This is a genomic window from Algoriphagus sp. 10J20-15, from assembly GCF_055809615.1.
In genome coordinates this window covers 1-16,443 of sequence record NZ_JBVVUG010000039.1, presented here as the reverse complement: position 1 = coordinate 16,443, position 16,443 = coordinate 1, and the positions used below count along the sequence as shown (strand labels likewise).

The following is a 16,443-nucleotide window of genomic DNA, read 5'->3' as shown; positions in this document are numbered from 1 at the left end:
AAAATAGTCTTCCATGGCAATTAATCATCCTCCACAGTTCCATCTGCATTTTCCCAAGGTATTAGCTTAGAAGTGTTCTTAGTCAGCTCCTTGTAAAAACCGAAATAGGCACTCAACGCTGGCTTTGCAGAAAACATGGATTGTACAAGGTCAAAAGTCTCCAAAAAGAGCTAATATTTTTGAGTCTTAAACCTTTTGGCAGCTTATATGCAATTGAAATAAAACAATGTGATTATCCGCAATGATGCCAGTTGCCTTAAATTCTTTGCTTAACTGGTCGGAAGACCGATGACCGAAGACTGAAGTGACCTCAATTATAATTTTGAACAAATTCTAGATTGCTTTTCCCTCTTTACTGGTAGAAAAGCGGATATACATAAAAAACAAACTCTCATTGCACAAATCAGAGCTTAATTTTTCGATTAAATTATAAAAAAACTTGTCAAAAGCATCATTAGGGGCACTTTTACTACTAATCATACTCCTTAGTGTGAAGCAGAATCTTTTTGCCCAAAATGAGAAAGATACTTCCAAAATTTCCATTACTCAAAAGGCCTTGGAGAAAGGAATGGATCTGATTACCAGATCAAATAGAGATTCCGTTTTAGTAGAAAAAGCAGAGGAAAAATTCCTTCCATATGAAGGAATGATCATCCGTAATATTACGATTGAAAACCTAGGATTTGAATTTTCTATTTATGGTCGACAAAAACCCATCGTACAGAAAGTTGGCAGGATAGCAAATAAGCTTCACACCAATACCCGCGAGAAAACTATCCGTCAACATCTTTTCATCAAGCCAAATCAAAAACTCAACCCTTACAAACTGGGCGATAACGAGCGATACCTCCGGGATCAATCGTTCATTTTGGAAAGTAGAATAATAGTGACCCCTATAGCCGGGACAGACTCCGTGGATCTGGCAATTGTCACCCGGGACATTTTCAGTTTTGGAGGCTCATTAAGCGGAACAATTCCTACAGCACCCTTGCTGAAAGTGTACAATGCCAACTTAGATGGACAAGGCCAGGGTTTTGAATTCGACATTCTATATGACCATGATCGGAGTCCAAAAACTGGGATAGCTTTAGCTTATACCAAGAGTAGTTTTTTGGGAAGTTTTGCGGATTTCACTGCCTATTATACCCAGTTGAATTCGGGAATCAGTGCCGGTGAAGAGAAAGAATACGCTACAGGCATCAGTTTAGAGCGTCCCCTTGTTTCTCCCTATTCAAGATTTGCAGGGGGAGCTGGATGGAGTCAAAATTGGTCAAAGAATGTAGATTCAAGACCAGATTCGGTATTTCTAGATTACAAATACAACATCATGGATCTCTGGATCGGCTATAATTTCGGGGCGAATAAAATACTCCAAGATAGAAAAAGAGAGTTTCTGGCGTTGCGGGTTTTTGATGGATATTTCATTAATCAGCCTGAACAGGAAGATGTGATTGATGAAAGTAGATATAATGATAGCAAGGGAATATTGGCAGAGTTTACGGTTTACGAGCAAGACTTTTTTCAAAACCCAATATGTCTATGGTTTCGGGCGAACGGAAGACATTCCTTCTGGATACAATATCTCCACGGCACCTGGGGTTTTACAGAGACTATGGGTTACAAACGACCTTATGGAGACATCAATATCAATTTCAAGAGAGCCTTCAAAAGTGGTAGCTTTTATGATTTGAATTTAAATGGAGCTAGTTATTTAAGAAATGGCCTCGAAGACGCTGTACTTCAAACTGGGGGAACCTATTACACTCAGGCTTTTTCTCTTGGAAAATACAAAATCAGAAACTCTGCGAGTGTACTATACACCCATATTTATAAGCGACTCACTAACGATTGGTTAACTATCCGGGGTAATCTAATCCCTGGACTGCGCGTGGAAGAGGTGGATGCCACCCGACGTATAGCTTTAGGCTTTGAGACCAGCCTATTCACTCCTTGGTCTTTGGTGGGATTTAGAGTAGCTCCATTTTCCTCATTTTATTGGGCAAAACTCAATTGTTACACTTGTGAAGAAAAATACCAGAATTACACTGGAATCAGTCTCGGAATGAGAATACGAAATGAAAACTTAATCTTCGGTACTATAGAATTGAAGGGCACCTTTATTCCCAACGATGACGAAGGCAATTCCAAGTTTGCTTTCAGCGTAAGAAAAAACTTGAGATTTAGGAAATCAGACATTTTTGTGACCGCTCCAAACTTGATAGTATATAACTGAGATCGTCATAATTAAGCTATCAAAGGAGGGGGAAAATGTGTCAAGTATGGCTCAAAAACCTAGAGTCAATTGCGCTGCGGATAATCGTATTTTTTTTAGAAGAACTTACAATTCCTTACAGGTAAGCAAAGGAAACTTGCCCTTTTTTTATAACTTATTTCATCAATCCAAATTTAAAATAACACTTATGTCAACCTTACTTTTCATTCTCTCCCTATTCAGCCTTTTACCCCAACCCGAAAAACCAACGGTGAAAATTCTCTCCTCTGGTTTTATCTACGAATCGGCTCCTTTCCCCTCTTGTCACGCCTCTACTTTAATTGAAACTGATCGAGGTATTATGGCTTCCTGGTTTGGCGGCACCTACGAAGGCATCCCGACGTAAGTATCTACACTTCCCTTTTAGCAGACGGAAGTTGGTCAACTCCAGAAATGGTAGCTGATGGTATTGAAAATGAAGTTTTCAGAAACCCTACTTGGAATCCTGTTTTATATAAGAGCCCTGCAGGCAAAATTTTCCTTTTCTACAAAGAAGGACCTAACCCAAGAGAATGGTGGGGGCTATACAAAACCTCAGATGATGAAGGGAAAACTTGGTCAAAAGCCATTCAAATCCCGCCTGGAATGCTCGGTCCTGTGAAAAATAAAGCAGTGCTTTTAGAGGATGGCACACTACTCCACCCATCTAGCTTCGAAACCAACGGAGTTTGGAGCATGCATGTGGAAACTACAAACTCAGAAGGTCAGAATTGGAAGAAAACAGAAATCGACAATGGAGAATTTCATGCGATTCAACCAACTATTCTGCAATACCCAAACAACAAGCTACAAATGCTTGCCCGCACCCAAGAAGATGTCATAGGATCTACCTGGTCAATGGATGGAGGCAAAGAGCCACGGTCGAAAGTAGAATCAACTGGATTAATTCACAATAACTCCGGGATTGATGCGGTGACATTAAAGAGTGGGTTTCAATTACTTCTTTGCAATCCAATCAAAGATGGAAGAAACAAGCTTTCTCTCATGATGTCCATGGATGGGATGAATTGGGAGGAGATATATGTATTGGAAGATCAGCCAAAAGGGGAATTCAGCTACCCTGCTATCATTCAGGGAAAAGACGGCACCGTTCATATGACATATACTTATAACAGAGAGAAGATTAAATATGTATCTCTCACTTTAGAATAATTATTAAAAACGCACGGTTACCTATAAACAAACTGTGAATGGAAGGGCTATAATCAAAAGGGCTATCTGAAAACCATCAGATAGCCCTTATTATATAGGTTTGTGATAAAACAGGTAATTACATTTCTTTCATTTCGGACACCACTTTGGTAATAGTTTGCTTGGCATCTCCGAAAAGCATGAGACAGTTTGGATAGCCAAAAAGCTCATTTTCCACTCCTGCATAGCCTTTACCCATACTTCGCTTACTGACGATTACCGTTCTAGCTTTGTCCGCATTTAAAATCGGCATACCATAAATAGGACTTTGAGGATTATTTCTAGCTGCTGGATTTACCACGTCATTTGCTCCTACGATTAGCACCAAATCAGTATTTGGGAATTCATCGTTTATGGATTCCATTTCAATCAATTTGTCGTAGGAAATATTTGCCTCGGCGAGTAATACGTTCATGTGTCCTGGCATTCTACCTGCCACTGGGTGAATAGCAAATTTGAAATCTATGTTACGCTTTTCGCATTGCTCCATCAATTCTCGGATCACATGCTGAGCTTGAGCTACAGCCATTCCATCACCAGGAACTACAATCACCGAAGAAACTCCATCAAACAACATAGCCGTTTCCTCCACTCCAATTTCGCTTCACGGTGATCGATGGGCCGTCTCCTTGTGCCTCATTCACCGTCTGCCCAAATCCTCCAAGCAACACATTGACCAAAGATCGGTTCATCGCCTTACACATGATCTGAGTGAGGATAATCCCAGATGCACCGACCAGAGATCCAGCTACGATCAACACATTATTATTTAGGATAAAACCAGTAGCACATGCTGCCATACCTGAGTAGGAATTCAACAAGGAAATCACCACCGGCATATCCGCTCCTCCGATAGGGATCACCGTCAAGATACCCAAGAGCAAGGCAATTACAATTAAAATAATGATCAGCATAGGGTCAGTTTGATCCATTACGGTAAAGACCGCAGCTGTCAAGAATCCTAAAAACAGGATCAAGTTTATCGCGTGCTGTCCTTTGAAGGTAATCGGCGAACCGGAGATATTCCCATTCAATTTCAGATACGCGATCAAAGATCCTGTAAATGTCAGACCGCCTATAAATACCGAAACGATAATACTGATTACAGTTACGAGCTCTATGGATTCCATATTGACTTCTGTACGAAGGAAATAATCCGAGAGGGCTACAGAGAAAGAAGCCAATCCTCCAAATCCGTTGAAAATGGCCACCATTTCGGGCATTTTAGTCATCTCAACTTTATTGGCATAATACAAGCCAATGGCAGATCCCAATACCACGCAACCTAGTATCTCAACCAAGGAAATGGCATCGATCTGTAGCAAGGTAGCGACAATGGCTATAAACATTCCCAAAGCTGAAAGACGGTTACCCTGTCTGGCAGACTTGGTTTTATTCATCATTTTCATCCCCAGTACAAACAAGACTGAGGCGATCAAATACGCTAATTCTATGGCTATACTCATTTCTTCTTAAACATTTTAAGCATACGATCTGTGACAGTGTAGCCGCCGACTACGTTGATGGTGGCAAGCACCAAGGCTACCATTCCCAGCCATTTGCTAAGGGTGGTGTAGCCCATTTCATTACAGGCTAAAAGCGCTCCTACTATGGTGATTCCGGAAATAGCATTCGAACCGGACATCAAAGGGGTGTGCAAGGTTGGGGGAACTTTTGCGATTAGCTCAAACCCCAGAAAACTTGCTAATACAAGTATATAAATCAGAATAATCAGTGCTTCTGAGCTCATAATTTGAAAAGGTTAATTCTTATTTATTTAATATTTTATTGGTGAATTCATGCACTACCTGACCTTCATAAGTGATCAAAACACCTTTGGTGATTTCCTCCTCCCGGTCTAGATTAAATCCATCTTTGGTAGCCAGATGCAGCAACAACGTGCTGATATTAGTTGCATAAAGCTGACTGGCATTGGTAGACATCAAGGAAGGCAAATTAGATTCACCGATTATTGTCACTCCATGCTTTTTCACGATTTGGTCCTTTTCAGAAATTTCACAATTTCCCCCAGACTCCACTGCCATATCAACGATCACAGCACCTTTTTTCATAGTTTTCACCATTTCTTCTGTTACGAGAATCGGAGACTTCTTCCCCATCACCAAAGCCGTGGTAATAACTAAGTCTGAGTCCTTGATCTTACTTTGAATAAGTTCCTTTTGCTTTTGTAAAAACTCAGCAGAAACCTCAGCAGCATAGCCTCCCTCCACCTTCACTTCTTCTGCTCCTTCTACAGTCAAAAATCTACCGCCAAGAGACTCCACTTGTTCTTTGGTTTCGGGACGCACATCAGACACTTCTACGACAGCTCCCAAGCGCTTGGCCGTCGCGATCGCTTGTAGTCCAGCTACACCCGCACCGAAAATCAAAACTTTAGCAGGCGTAATCGTACCGGAAGCAGTCATCATTAATGGAAAAATTTTCTCGAGGTAATTTGCTCCCAAAATCACAGATTTATAGCCAGCAAGATTAGCCTGAGAACTCAGGCAATCCATTTTTTGGGCTCTAGAAATCCTTGGTACAGCATCCATGGAAAAGGAAGTGATGGATTTCTTATTCAATTCTTCAAGGATTTCAGGATGATTATAAGCATACATGATTGACATACATGCACTGCCATTCTTCATCTGAGCTACTTCTGTTTTGGTAAAGAGGTTCACCTTTAATAAAATATCTGCAGTAAATACCTCAATATTATCACCAACGGTGGCACCTGCATCCTTATAATCCATATCAGAAAAATTGGATCCAATACCAGCACCAGGCTCTACAATGACCGAAAATCCCTTTTTGATCAATTGCTTGATGACATCCGGAGTAAGTGCTACCCTATTCTCACCATCCTTTGTCTCTTTTAAAACTCCTATTTTCATTTTAGGCTAGTTGAGTTTGTTTATTTCAATGCTATTTCATTTCAATGCTTCAAATAAAGTAGGAAATTCTGGCATGCACTACCTGCTTTATCCTGTTTTTTTACTATTTCTTGATATTTTCTTTTGACAAACAGAAAAACCATAAAATAAAACTTTAACCAAAAAACTTGAAATCAACACGTTATACCATCGATTGCACAACAAATTTTAACCGGATTTCTCAGCGAAAATTCTTTTTTTTGAAATAAGTAAGAAGAAAGTACCTCCTATTTCTAAAATTGGGATTTTAAGGAGATTTCATGCATCACCCTTAGTCATTTGATAATTATTGTTTAACAACAAAGAGGATTCTTCCCTGAAAATAAATCCCTATTTTAGAATACTTATTTGACTTTAAACTAATAACCTCATGCGCAAACCAAAGAAAAATTCCGAGGGACAAACCCGAAGGGATTTTATCAAAAATGCAGCAATTGCATCTTCTTTTATGATTGTTCCCCGACACGTATTAGGCGGTGTAGGATTTATTTCCCCTAGTGATCAATTGAATCTAGCTGCTATTGGAGCTGGTGGAAAAGGAGCCAGTGACATCAGAAATGCCTCAGTGAATGGGCGAGAACGAGTAACTGCACTATGTGATGTTGATTTTTCCGGTTCTGCCAAAGCTTCTGTAGAAAGATTCCCAGACGCAAAACTTTATGCGGATTTCCGCAAAATGCTGGACACAGAAAAGGATATCGATGCAGTGACAATTTCCACCCCAGATCATGTCCATGGTCCTGCTGCTAAATACGCAATGGAGCGCGGTAAGCATGTATATGTGCAGAAACCAATGACACATAACATCAAAGAAGCAAGAATGCTTACCGAAATGGCGCGAAGTCAAAAGGTAGTAACTCAGATGGGAAATCAAGGTGGTTCAAATGAGCTTTTGAAACTTGTCCAGAAATGGGTAGATGACGATAAAATCGGTAAAATCTCCAAAGTGGAAGTTTGGACAAACAGACCAGTTTGGCCTCAAGGCGGTGCTTTCCCTAAGCCGAATCCTAGTGCTAAACCAGACGCTTTAAACTGGGATCTGTGGCTAGGCCCATCACCGGAGATTCCTTATACTCCTGGACTTCATCCGTTCAGTTGGAGAGGCTGGTGGAATTATGGTACTGGGGCGCTAGGCGATGTAGGATGTCACTTGATCGATATCCCATTTAGAACCTTGGGATTACACTATCCAACCGATGCAGAATGTAGTGTAGGGTCTGTTTACAGTGGAATGTGGACGCCAGATTATCATCCTGACGGCTGCCCGGCCTCTTCTTTTATTTCTTTGAATTTTGCGGCAACTCCGAAAAGCAAGTCACCTATCAACATGACTTGGATGGATGGCGGTATCAAACCAGCACATCCGGATATTATCCCTGCAGACCAGGAAATCGGCGGTGGTGCTAACGGCGTGCTGATTATAGGTGAAAAAGGAATAATCGCTACTAACATCAATGATTCATCTCCTTTGATGCCAAAACTCTATCTGAATGACGGCACTCAGGAGTTTGGCCCTCAAACGGAAGAAAATATTGAACCAGAGTACGGACATCAACGAAAATGGGTTGATGCATGTAAAGCAGGTTTCGGTAGCAAGGAGCACAAAGGCTTGACATCTTCATTCGACTATGCCGGACCTATGACTGAAACTGTATTAATGGGTAACCTAGCCATCCGAAGCTATATGCTTCGCAGAGAAAACTCCAAAGGTCAAATGGAATTTTATGGTAGAAAGAAATTACTTTGGGACGGAGATAAACTCCTGATCACCAACTTTGAAGAAGCCAATCAATTTGTTGGAAGGACCTACAGAGAAGGCTGGGAAATGTAATTTTTCCCTAAAAATGAATCATTCGAAACCCGTTCAAGTTGACATTGGACGGGTTTCGATATTTAAATGAATATACCAACACACCCTGTCCAAGAATTAGCCTAATTCAGCATACTAAATTTTCTTTCGTCAAGTGAATTTTAAGTTTATGGTGGAGCAGGAAATAGAATTTTTATGGCCTAAAACCAAAAAATATTCTGTAAATAAGTATTAAAAAAAATTGGATTTTATCCATAAATACTTTGCTTAGTTTTTTTTTAAACGACAAGCATTCTTAGATTGGCAGGAATTAAATAATTGATAAATGGCACAAATGATTAAAAAGGGGAAAGAGCTAATTCGTATCTGCCCAACCAACACGCTTAAAATTGAATACTCTGTAGATGAGGGTGAAACTTGGGCTCTACGTTACATGGGAAATCCAGCAAGTCCAGGAGAATTTTCAGAATTAGCTGATGGTGGTAAAGAATTGTTAGCAGAAGGGCCTAAAGGAAGTTTTTATTCTAAAAATAAAGGCAAATCCTGGCACAAAAAATAGTGGACTAGCAAGGGTTTCGTTTATCCAAAAATTAATAGTTTCTGATAAAAATTTAAACTTTCCCTACTACCCCAAGTCTAACAAGAAAATCTTTTAGCCATGTTAAAAAAAGTCGGAATTGTTCTCTTAGTTATTCTAGTAGCCATTCAGTTTATCCCTTATGAAAAAAATGAGGGTTCTCCAGCTGCAGCCCCGTTATCGGGTAGCTATAATGTCCCGGACAATGTCGATAAGTTATTGGTGAATGCTTGTAACAATTGCCACACAAATAAATCGGAATACCCTTGGTATGCGAAAATAGAACCTGTCGGGTATTGGCTAAACCATCATATAGAAGATGGCAAAAGACATCTAAATTTTGACGAATTCACCAATCGCCCACTGGCTTATCAGAATCATAAGTTGGAAGAAACGATTGAAATGGTTGAAGAGAAGGAGATGCCTTTGGAATCTTATACCTATTTCGGACTACATCCTGAAGCTAATCTGTCGGATGCAGATAGAAAGGTGATTATCGATTGGGCAAAGGATCAGATGGCATATCTGAAAGCCACCTATCCAGCGGATAGCTTGGTAATGAAGAGAAGAAGTCCTCCTCCAGCGCAGTAGAAGTTTTAATCGTTTAGGATTCTAACTCGTAAATAAAAAAAACAGGCTCAGATAACTCTGAGCCTGTTTTTTTTTAGGAAGTATTCTCCTAATCTACAGCCCCATCCTTTTTATAAAAGGAGGACTCTTTACTGTCTTTTGATAAAGAAATATTGGTGAAATTGACTCTATTTCGTTCCCCAACTATTTCTCCGTCCTCGAGCTTTTGCCATGCAATAGAAGTCGGTAAGCTTACCCCATTTACTTCAGCCCATTCATCGTACCTAATCCAGCTTGGAGGGCCTGGTCTTCAGTTCTTCCCCAAAAGTCGCTTTATATCCCAACCAAGCCATTTTCTTGGTTTCTGGATGGTAATGAAGCAAGTAAATATCTTCCGGGGCCTCACCCACATTGGCTTGGTAGGTGATTTTCACTCCAGGATAGCTTATTCCTTCATAAACCATCGGCTCAGCTGTTTCATAATTGATCCCTTCGTCAGCAAGAACAAAAGGCATGGCATAAAAATAAAACATCAGATCATGCCTGAAAGAGGGATCTCCCTTATATTCTTCAGCCTTATTCAATGACCAAGCAGAAACTCCGTCAAAACCTATGTCATAAGCCGGCGCCACTACTCTATCCATTCTAGAATGTAGATCTATCGTATGCACTTCATCAAAGCCTTCCTTTGGAATAGAAAACGACAAGGTTTTCATTTGATCCCAATTCTCTATGCCACCATGCGCTTCCAACACATCCCACAATTCCTGCGGGATGTGTTGTTTTTTAAGATCGTACTGCTTTTCATCTTGAGCATCACAAGCTGACAAACCAAATAGTAATAAACTAACAAGGATAAAATTCTTCATAAGAGTAAAAGTGCCGGAAAATGATTTACTGAACAACATTACCCATGGCATTATTCGTCGTCAAGCATACAAAAGATTACTATCTAGCTTTTTCAATCCCACATTTACAAACCTTACTTTCAGTAGTTGTTTAAGCAAAAACTAGCTGAACCAATAACTATCTTAGGACTAATGCCTATTCTTTACGCAGTATCACCTATTTTTAAAACATGAGCAAAATCCAAGATAACGAAGTCAAATGGGGAATTTTAGGCGTGGGAAATGTCTGTGAAGTCAAATCTGCACCTGCCATGAACCTCATCCCCAATAGTAAAATAGTCGCGGTGATGCGCCGCTCTGAGGAAAAAGTAAAAGACTACGCCGAAAGACATGGAGTAGGTAAATGGTACACTTCCGCTCTGGATCTCATTAATGATCCTGAGGTGAATGCGATTTACATTGCTACACCTCCCAATGCACACCTAGAATTAGCCACTCTCGCGGCCAAAGCTGGCAAACCCGTGTATGTGGAAAAGCCGATGGCAAGAACTCATCTGGAATGCCTGGAAATGATCGAGGTGTGTAAGCAAGCAAACGTCCCGCTATACATCGCCTATTACAGACGAGAACTTCCGCACTTCCTGAAAATCAAAGAATTGATGGATGCAGGAGTTTTGGGTAAAATCCGTACAGTCCACATCAATCTCAAACAAAAGCTGGACGCGAGTTTAATAACCAAAGTTGAGACCAACTGGCGCGTTGATCCAGAGCTAGCCGGAGGTGGATATTTCTTTGACCTTGCCTCTCATCAATTAGACTTGCTGGACTTTTTCTTCGGAAAAATCACCCATGCGAATGGATTTGCTTCCAATCAGGCAAAAACCTACGCAGCCGAAGACATTGTGACAGGTAATTTTGTTTTTGAAAGTGGGGTTTTAGGATCAGGAAACTGGTGTTTTACCACATCCGAAAATGCAGAATTAGACCAAACCATCATTTACGGTAGCAAAGGCAAAATCAGCTTTGAGACCTTTGGCAAAGGAGAGTTCATTCTGGAAACTGATGAAAAAGGTCTTGAGAAATTCTCCTTCGAACTACCAAAACATATACAGCAACCCTTGATCAAAACTATTGTTGGCGATTTATTAGGCACCGAAATATGCAACAGCACTGGTGAAAGTGGAGCCAGATCAAACTGGGTAATGGATCAGTTGGTGAAGCAAAGAGTATAATACATTTAAGCTATGCTTAAGTTAATGTCTTAGTCTCATCTCATGTCTCACTAACAAAAAAAACACCCTCGCTTTGTATTTCAGCCTCCACCTTTGTCACGAATCGAAACAGTCTGCCTATTCGAGAGGCCAAAAATAGCAGCATAAAAAATTAATTTTCTCGAGATTATTTCCACTCTTCCGAATTTTCTTAACGCTTAGATAGTTTACTCTAGCATGTAGCACTTCGCTACTTTTCAACTATTCATTTTTAATCATCACAAACAATGGATTTAAAATTAGAAGACAAAAAAGCATTCATCAGTGGATCTACAGCAGGAATTGGTTTTGCTATCGCAAAGAGATTCTTGGTAGAAGGTGCTACTGTCATCATCAACGGAAGATCTCAGAAAAGTATAGATAAAGCCATCTCAGAACTGAAAGAAGAAACTGGATCGGATAAAGTCACAGGGATACCAGCTGATTTCTCTAAAGTTGAAGAAGTTGATAGTTTGCTCCAAGCCCTACCGGAAGTAGATATCTTAATCAACAATGCAGGGATCTTTGAGCCAAAGGCATTTGCGGATATTCCTGACGAGGACTGGTTTCGATTCTTCGAAATGAATGTCATGAGCGGAATCCGTCTTTCCCGACAGTATTTTCCAAAAATGCTTACAAAAAATTGGGGTAGAATCATCTTTATATCCAGCGAGTCGGGAGTTTTCATCCCAGACGAAATGATCCATTACGGAATGACCAAAACCGCCCAATTAGCTGTATCAAGAGGTTTGGCAGAACTGACTAAAGGTTCAAATGTCACCGTAAACACAATAATGCCTGGCCCTACCAAATCAAAAGGAGTGGGTAAATTCCTCGAGGACATGTCAACATCAAGTGGTAAATCCGTAGCAAAGGTTGAAGAAGAATTCTTCCAGGATATGAGACCAACTTCCTTGATTCAGCGCTTTGCTTCTGTGGATGAAGTGGCGGATACCGTGGTGTATTACTCCAGTCCATTGGCTTCGGCGACGAACGGTGCAGCCATACGGGTAGAAGGCGGACTAGTAAAGTCAATTCTGTAAAGATTCGCACTTCTGATACTAATGGAGTAACATTTCCATTCTTACAGAAAATCAATTCAGAAGCCCTGTTTCACGTAGAGACAGGGCTTTTCCATTTTATCAACCGCTCAAAGGGTTGAGTACAAAGAGCATGGGTACTACAGCTCCGAAGGAGCGAAACAATTCATGACCCTGTACGAAGTATAGGGAAGCGATTTAGTTATTATCCTGAAGCTCTGAAGCTGCGAAAATCCAGAGTTATCCTGCTTCTCCAGAAGCTGGACTTTGACTGATTCAAATTTCACAATTGCCCCATGGAAGCAAACTCTTGGTAGCTAAATAAGGTCTAGCAATAATTGCTGTGCCTTTGGGTACAGGACATTAGGCGCAAGTCTGAAGGCTTTAGCCAAAACGTGCTAAAGTAGAATTGTCAGGCTGAGCGAAGTCGAAGCCCAACAAAATTTCTAACATCTTTCCCCATTCATCAAATCAACCCACAAACAGGATAGGTTTACTCAACAAAACCACTATTTTTCAATTGTAAGATAAGTAAGCTCCTAATTCTGAGCACTTATTGTTAAATCTTATTTAGAGGACTGCATTGAAAAATCAATCTCAAACCCATTATTTACCTCCATTATTCTTCCTTCTCATAGGAGGTTCACTTTTTATTAATTTTTCAGCATTTGGACAGACTGTAGTAGTAGAAGAATCTGCTTTTTGGCTTTGGCAATTCCTAGGTAGGCTTCATCCTCTGATCGTCCATTTCCCTATCGCGCTGATAGTGGTAGCGGCTTTGATGGAGCTCTTCACCTTCGGGAAATTTAATTCCAAGATCAGGCCTGGAATTCTGATTTTAACGGTTATTGGCGCCGTTAGTGCAATTATAGCTGCTCCCATGGGTTTGCTTTTGGCAACAAATGAAGGGACATCCGGCGAACTTTTGGATCTGCACCAATGGATAGGAATTGGAACCGCGATTCTGAGTCTTGTTACAATATTCTTCCTATCCAAAATCAGAAACCAACCCCAACCCTACTCAGATAATAGCCTTTAGAGCAACACTTTTTTTAACTGCCATATCCGTATCAGTTGCTGGACATTTTGGAGGTTCACTTACACACGGGGAGGATTTCCTTACCGAGGTTTTGCCTAGCGACAAAGAGGATGATTCAGAAATAGAAAAAGCTCCGATCAACCTTGCTTCCTACAACACAGAACTAACTCCTGACAAAGAGATGAAACTCATCGGGGAAGTTCGGATGGTCTTGGCGCATAATTGTTACAAATGTCACAGCGGAGCAAAGATCGAAGGAGAATTACGCTTGGATGAAAAAGAGTTTGTCTTTGCCGGAGGCGAAAATGGCCAAATTCTAATCCCTGAAAATCCCGGGAAAGTGAGATCATCCGCAGAATTAACCTCCGCAAGAATCACAAGGAGGTGATGCCTTCCAAAGGCAAACTACTGAGCAAAGACGAACGAGATTTGATCGCGCTTTGGATTGCCAAAGGAGCTCCTTGGCCAGATGGCGCTGCCCAGCAGTCAGTATACCGTGTTGCGGAGTTGGCTCCGAGAAATCCTACCCTACCCGCTTACAAAGCTGGCATGGAAAACCCAATAGATCTCTGGGTGGATCAATATTTCCAGGCAAACAAGTTGGAATGGAAAGGCGTCGTGGACGACAAAACTTATCTCCGCAGGATCTATCTAGACATCACCGGAATGATTCCAAGCCCACAAGAACTGGATGATTTCAGATCTGACTCGCGGCCTGACAAGAGAAGCATCTGGCTACAGGATTTATTAAATCAATCGGATGATTATGCCACTCATTGGCTCACTTTCTGGAATGACGCCTTGCGCAATGACTATACGGGAACGGGCTACATCACCAAAGGCCGTTATAATATCACAGACTGGTTATATACTTCATTACGTACTAATAAACCATACGACCAATTCGTGAAGGAATTGCTCAATCCAACTGAAAAGTCCAAGGGCTTTATCGAGGGAATTAAATGGAGAGGAACTGTAAATGCAAGTCAGCGAACCGAAATGCAGGCTGCACAAAATGTGGGGCAGGTGATTTTAGGGTTGAATTTGAAATGCGCCTCCTGTCATGACAGTTTTATCTCTGACTGGAAACTGGAAGAGTCTTATGCTTTTGCCAATATTTTCGCAGATTCTACGCTGGAAGTCAGTCGCTGTGAAGTACCTACCGGGAAGATGGCTAAGACCAAAATCCTCTGGGAAGAACTTGGAGATATAGACAGTGCAGCGAGCAGGGCAGAAAAGCTTAGACAGCTCGCTGATCGGATTGGATAGCCAGCGAATGGAAGAATGTATCGCACGATTGTGAATCGGGTTTGGAAGCAGCTTATGGGGCGTGGAATCGTAGAGCCCGTCGATGAAATGGACAACGAACCTTGGAGTCAGGATTTACTGGATTGGCTGGCTTCGGATTTCGTGGAAAATGGCTATGACCTCAAGGAGCTGATTTACCAGATTGCAAGTTCGAAAATCTACCAATCCCAATCCATTGGTTATGAATCCTACGATGAGGTGATGGCCGACGATTACAAATTCAGCGGAATGGTACGTAAGCGGATGACAGCCGAACAGTTTTCTGATGCCGTTAGTGAAATCGTCTATCCTCTTTTCACGGAGGAGGAAATCAAGTACAATCCCTTCCAGCTTCAGCAACCTGAATTGGCAACTCCATCCTTTGCGCGAGCATCCCTTGTCGCTAATAATCCTTTCCTAACGGCTTTGGGAAGACCAAATCGTGAAATTGTATCAACAAGCAGGGAGGCGCAGGGGAGTTTGTTGCAGGCACTTGAACTCACAAACGGAGAGCGATTGAATACTGCTTTGCAGAAAGGAGCGGAAAAATGGAAAACTGAACTCAGCGATCCTGTTCAGATCACGGAGGAATTATACCTGAAGGCATTAAACCGAAAACCAAACGAGAAAGAACTGGCTATCGCAAAGTCGGCTTTAGGCGCAAAACCAGATGCCGCTAAAATCCAGGAATTTATTCTGGGGCGGTGATACTGTTGCCGGAGTTTCAGATGGTGGAGTGAGGGTTGGGTGTCGGGTGACGGATGACCGATGTGGGAAGTTTGGAGGTGGGAAGTTGGTGGTTGGGTGTCGGGTGTCGGGTGTCCGATGCAGGAAGTTTGGAGGTTGGAGGTTGGATGTCCGATGACCGATGTACGCTAGTAGTACCGTCATTGCGAGGAGGCGCTGCCTGTCCGGATCTATCAGGAAGGAAGCAATCTCTGTTTCAGATGACCTTTGCTTGATGTTAGTGGTCAGTCGCAGTGATCAGCATTGAGGCACTGGTCAATGACTATTATTTGAGGGGATGATTGAAGTGCAGTTGAGGTATTCTCTCCGCCGCGGCGGAGGGATAGGGGGATTTAAAAATAGACAGAAGACAGAGGAGGCACTACCTGTCAAGATTTATCGGGAATGAAGCAATCTTTAAGAGATTAATCATTTCCCGCAGATCAGCGCAGAAAACTATCGCTGATTTTCGCTGATCTTGTGTTGTAGTAAATAAATTAAGTATAGTAAATCTGCGTTTATCTGCGGTTCTTTTCAGCGATAATCTGCGGGAAAAAGAGAGTTAACCAAACCATGAAAACACCACTAAACCGTCGAGACTTTATAAAAAAAACCTCTGCTGCTGCTTTGGCTACCATGGGAATGGGCGCGCCATTGGCTGGGCTGTTGTCTTCCTGCGGAGTGGATAAATTCCCAGCGACGGCAGACTCGGTGATCTTACTTTTTATGGCTGGGGGAATGGCGCACACCGAGACCTTCGATCCAAAAAAATACACCCCATTTCGCAAGGGAATGGAATCCAAGGAAGTGCTCAGCACCTTCCCTTCTATCCCGACAGCTTTGGATGGAATCCACTTTTCCGAAGGTCTGGAATCCATCGCCAAAATCATGGACAGGTGC

General features: G+C 41.7%; 19 protein-coding genes. 13 read left to right on the top strand and 6 right to left on the bottom strand.

Annotated elements, in window-relative coordinates:
- Positions 1 to 20 precede the first annotated feature (20 nt).
- Entirely contained in the window at positions 21 to 164 is a 144-nt protein-coding gene (locus AC0L6R_RS16550; protein ID WP_473272185.1) for a hypothetical protein, read from the bottom strand.
- Between the two features lie 326 nt (positions 165 to 490).
- On the opposite strand from AC0L6R_RS16550, the gene AC0L6R_RS16545 reads away from it, so the two are divergent.
- The 3 genes from AC0L6R_RS16545 to AC0L6R_RS16535 all read left to right on the top strand — a co-directional run bounded on the left by AC0L6R_RS16545 (position 491) and on the right by AC0L6R_RS16535 (position 3,424).
- Positions 491 to 2,233, top strand: coding sequence for a hypothetical protein (locus AC0L6R_RS16545; protein ID WP_473272184.1), 1,743 nt, complete (start codon positions 491 to 493; stop codon positions 2,231 to 2,233).
- A 187-nt stretch (positions 2,234 to 2,420) separates the two neighbouring features.
- A complete protein-coding gene (locus AC0L6R_RS16540) occupies positions 2,421 to 2,618 on the top strand; it encodes a hypothetical protein (protein ID WP_473272183.1) in 198 nt (65 codons plus the stop codon).
- Positions 2,582 to 3,424, top strand: coding sequence for a sialidase family protein (locus AC0L6R_RS16535; RefSeq protein WP_473272274.1), 843 nt, complete (start codon positions 2,582 to 2,584; stop codon positions 3,422 to 3,424). Before AC0L6R_RS16540 ends, AC0L6R_RS16535 begins: the two co-directional genes overlap by 37 nt.
- A 118-nt stretch (positions 3,425 to 3,542) precedes the next feature.
- On the opposite strand, the gene AC0L6R_RS16530 is transcribed toward AC0L6R_RS16535, so the two are convergent.
- The 4 genes from AC0L6R_RS16530 to AC0L6R_RS16515 are packed head-to-tail and all read right to left on the bottom strand — an operon-like array spanning position 3,543 to position 6,357.
- Entirely contained in the window at positions 3,543 to 4,055 is a 513-nt protein-coding gene (locus tag AC0L6R_RS16530) for an NAD(P)(+) transhydrogenase (Re/Si-specific) subunit beta (protein ID WP_473272182.1), read from the bottom strand.
- Positions 4,030 to 4,929: an NAD(P)(+) transhydrogenase (Re/Si-specific) subunit beta gene (locus AC0L6R_RS16525; RefSeq protein WP_473272181.1), complete on the bottom strand. Its 900-nt coding sequence runs from the start codon at positions 4,927 to 4,929 to the stop codon at positions 4,030 to 4,032. The genes AC0L6R_RS16530 and AC0L6R_RS16525 overlap by 26 nt, the downstream gene beginning before the upstream one ends.
- A complete protein-coding gene (locus tag AC0L6R_RS16520; protein WP_086501027.1) occupies positions 4,926 to 5,213 on the bottom strand; it encodes an NAD(P) transhydrogenase subunit alpha part 2 in 288 nt (95 codons plus the stop codon). Before AC0L6R_RS16520 ends, AC0L6R_RS16525 begins: the two co-directional genes overlap by 4 nt.
- Positions 5,214 to 5,232: 19 nt before the next feature.
- A complete protein-coding gene (locus tag AC0L6R_RS16515) occupies positions 5,233 to 6,357 on the bottom strand; it encodes a Re/Si-specific NAD(P)(+) transhydrogenase subunit alpha (protein WP_473272180.1) in 1,125 nt (374 codons plus the stop codon).
- A 409-nt stretch (positions 6,358 to 6,766) separates the two neighbouring features.
- On the opposite strand from AC0L6R_RS16515, the gene AC0L6R_RS16510 reads away from it, so the two are divergent.
- The 3 genes from AC0L6R_RS16510 to AC0L6R_RS16500 all read left to right on the top strand — a co-directional run bounded on the left by AC0L6R_RS16510 (position 6,767) and on the right by AC0L6R_RS16500 (position 9,374).
- Positions 6,767 to 8,227 (top strand): Gfo/Idh/MocA family protein, encoded by a 1,461-nt coding sequence (locus tag AC0L6R_RS16510; protein ID WP_283411693.1) that lies wholly within the window; start codon positions 6,767 to 6,769, stop codon positions 8,225 to 8,227.
- A gap of 304 nt (positions 8,228 to 8,531) precedes the next feature.
- On the top strand, positions 8,532 to 8,765 hold the full coding sequence (locus AC0L6R_RS16505; protein WP_283411694.1) for a hypothetical protein: 234 nt from the start codon (positions 8,532 to 8,534) through the stop codon (positions 8,763 to 8,765).
- A gap of 99 nt (positions 8,766 to 8,864) precedes the next feature.
- The gene (locus tag AC0L6R_RS16500) at positions 8,865 to 9,374 is read left to right on the top strand and encodes a heme-binding domain-containing protein (protein ID WP_283411695.1); all 510 of its coding nucleotides are present in this window, start codon (positions 8,865 to 8,867) and stop codon (positions 9,372 to 9,374) included.
- Positions 9,375 to 9,637: 263 nt separating this feature from the next.
- On the opposite strand, the gene AC0L6R_RS16495 is transcribed toward AC0L6R_RS16500, so the two are convergent.
- Positions 9,638 to 10,222 (bottom strand): hypothetical protein, encoded by a 585-nt coding sequence (locus tag AC0L6R_RS16495; RefSeq protein WP_473272179.1) that lies wholly within the window; start codon positions 10,220 to 10,222, stop codon positions 9,638 to 9,640.
- A gap of 209 nt (positions 10,223 to 10,431) precedes the next feature.
- Between AC0L6R_RS16495 and AC0L6R_RS16490 the strand changes: the two genes are divergently transcribed.
- The 7 genes from AC0L6R_RS16490 to AC0L6R_RS16460 all read left to right on the top strand — a co-directional run.
- Positions 10,432 to 11,433, top strand: a complete 1,002-nt coding sequence (locus AC0L6R_RS16490; RefSeq protein WP_473272178.1) for a Gfo/Idh/MocA family protein — start codon at positions 10,432 to 10,434, stop codon at positions 11,431 to 11,433.
- A 266-nt stretch (positions 11,434 to 11,699) separates the two neighbouring features.
- On the top strand, positions 11,700 to 12,494 hold the full coding sequence (locus tag AC0L6R_RS16485) for an SDR family NAD(P)-dependent oxidoreductase (protein ID WP_473272177.1): 795 nt from the start codon (positions 11,700 to 11,702) through the stop codon (positions 12,492 to 12,494).
- Positions 12,495 to 13,272: 778 nt separating this feature from the next.
- Entirely contained in the window at positions 13,273 to 13,530 is a 258-nt protein-coding gene (locus AC0L6R_RS16480) for a hypothetical protein (RefSeq protein WP_473272273.1), read from the top strand.
- Positions 13,463 to 13,918, top strand: coding sequence for a c-type cytochrome domain-containing protein (locus AC0L6R_RS16475; RefSeq protein WP_473272176.1), 456 nt, complete (start codon positions 13,463 to 13,465; stop codon positions 13,916 to 13,918). Before AC0L6R_RS16480 ends, AC0L6R_RS16475 begins: the two co-directional genes overlap by 68 nt.
- On the top strand, positions 13,918 to 14,799 hold the full coding sequence (locus AC0L6R_RS16470; RefSeq protein WP_473272175.1) for a DUF1549 domain-containing protein: 882 nt from the start codon (positions 13,918 to 13,920) through the stop codon (positions 14,797 to 14,799). Before AC0L6R_RS16475 ends, AC0L6R_RS16470 begins: the two co-directional genes overlap by 1 nt.
- Before the next feature lie 15 nt (positions 14,800 to 14,814).
- Positions 14,815 to 15,525, top strand: a complete 711-nt coding sequence (locus tag AC0L6R_RS16465) for a DUF1553 domain-containing protein (RefSeq protein ID WP_473272174.1) — start codon at positions 14,815 to 14,817, stop codon at positions 15,523 to 15,525.
- A gap of 591 nt (positions 15,526 to 16,116) precedes the next feature.
- Positions 16,117 to 16,443 (top strand): DUF1501 domain-containing protein (locus AC0L6R_RS16460; RefSeq protein WP_473272173.1); only part of this gene is annotated, 327 nt, incomplete at its 3' end.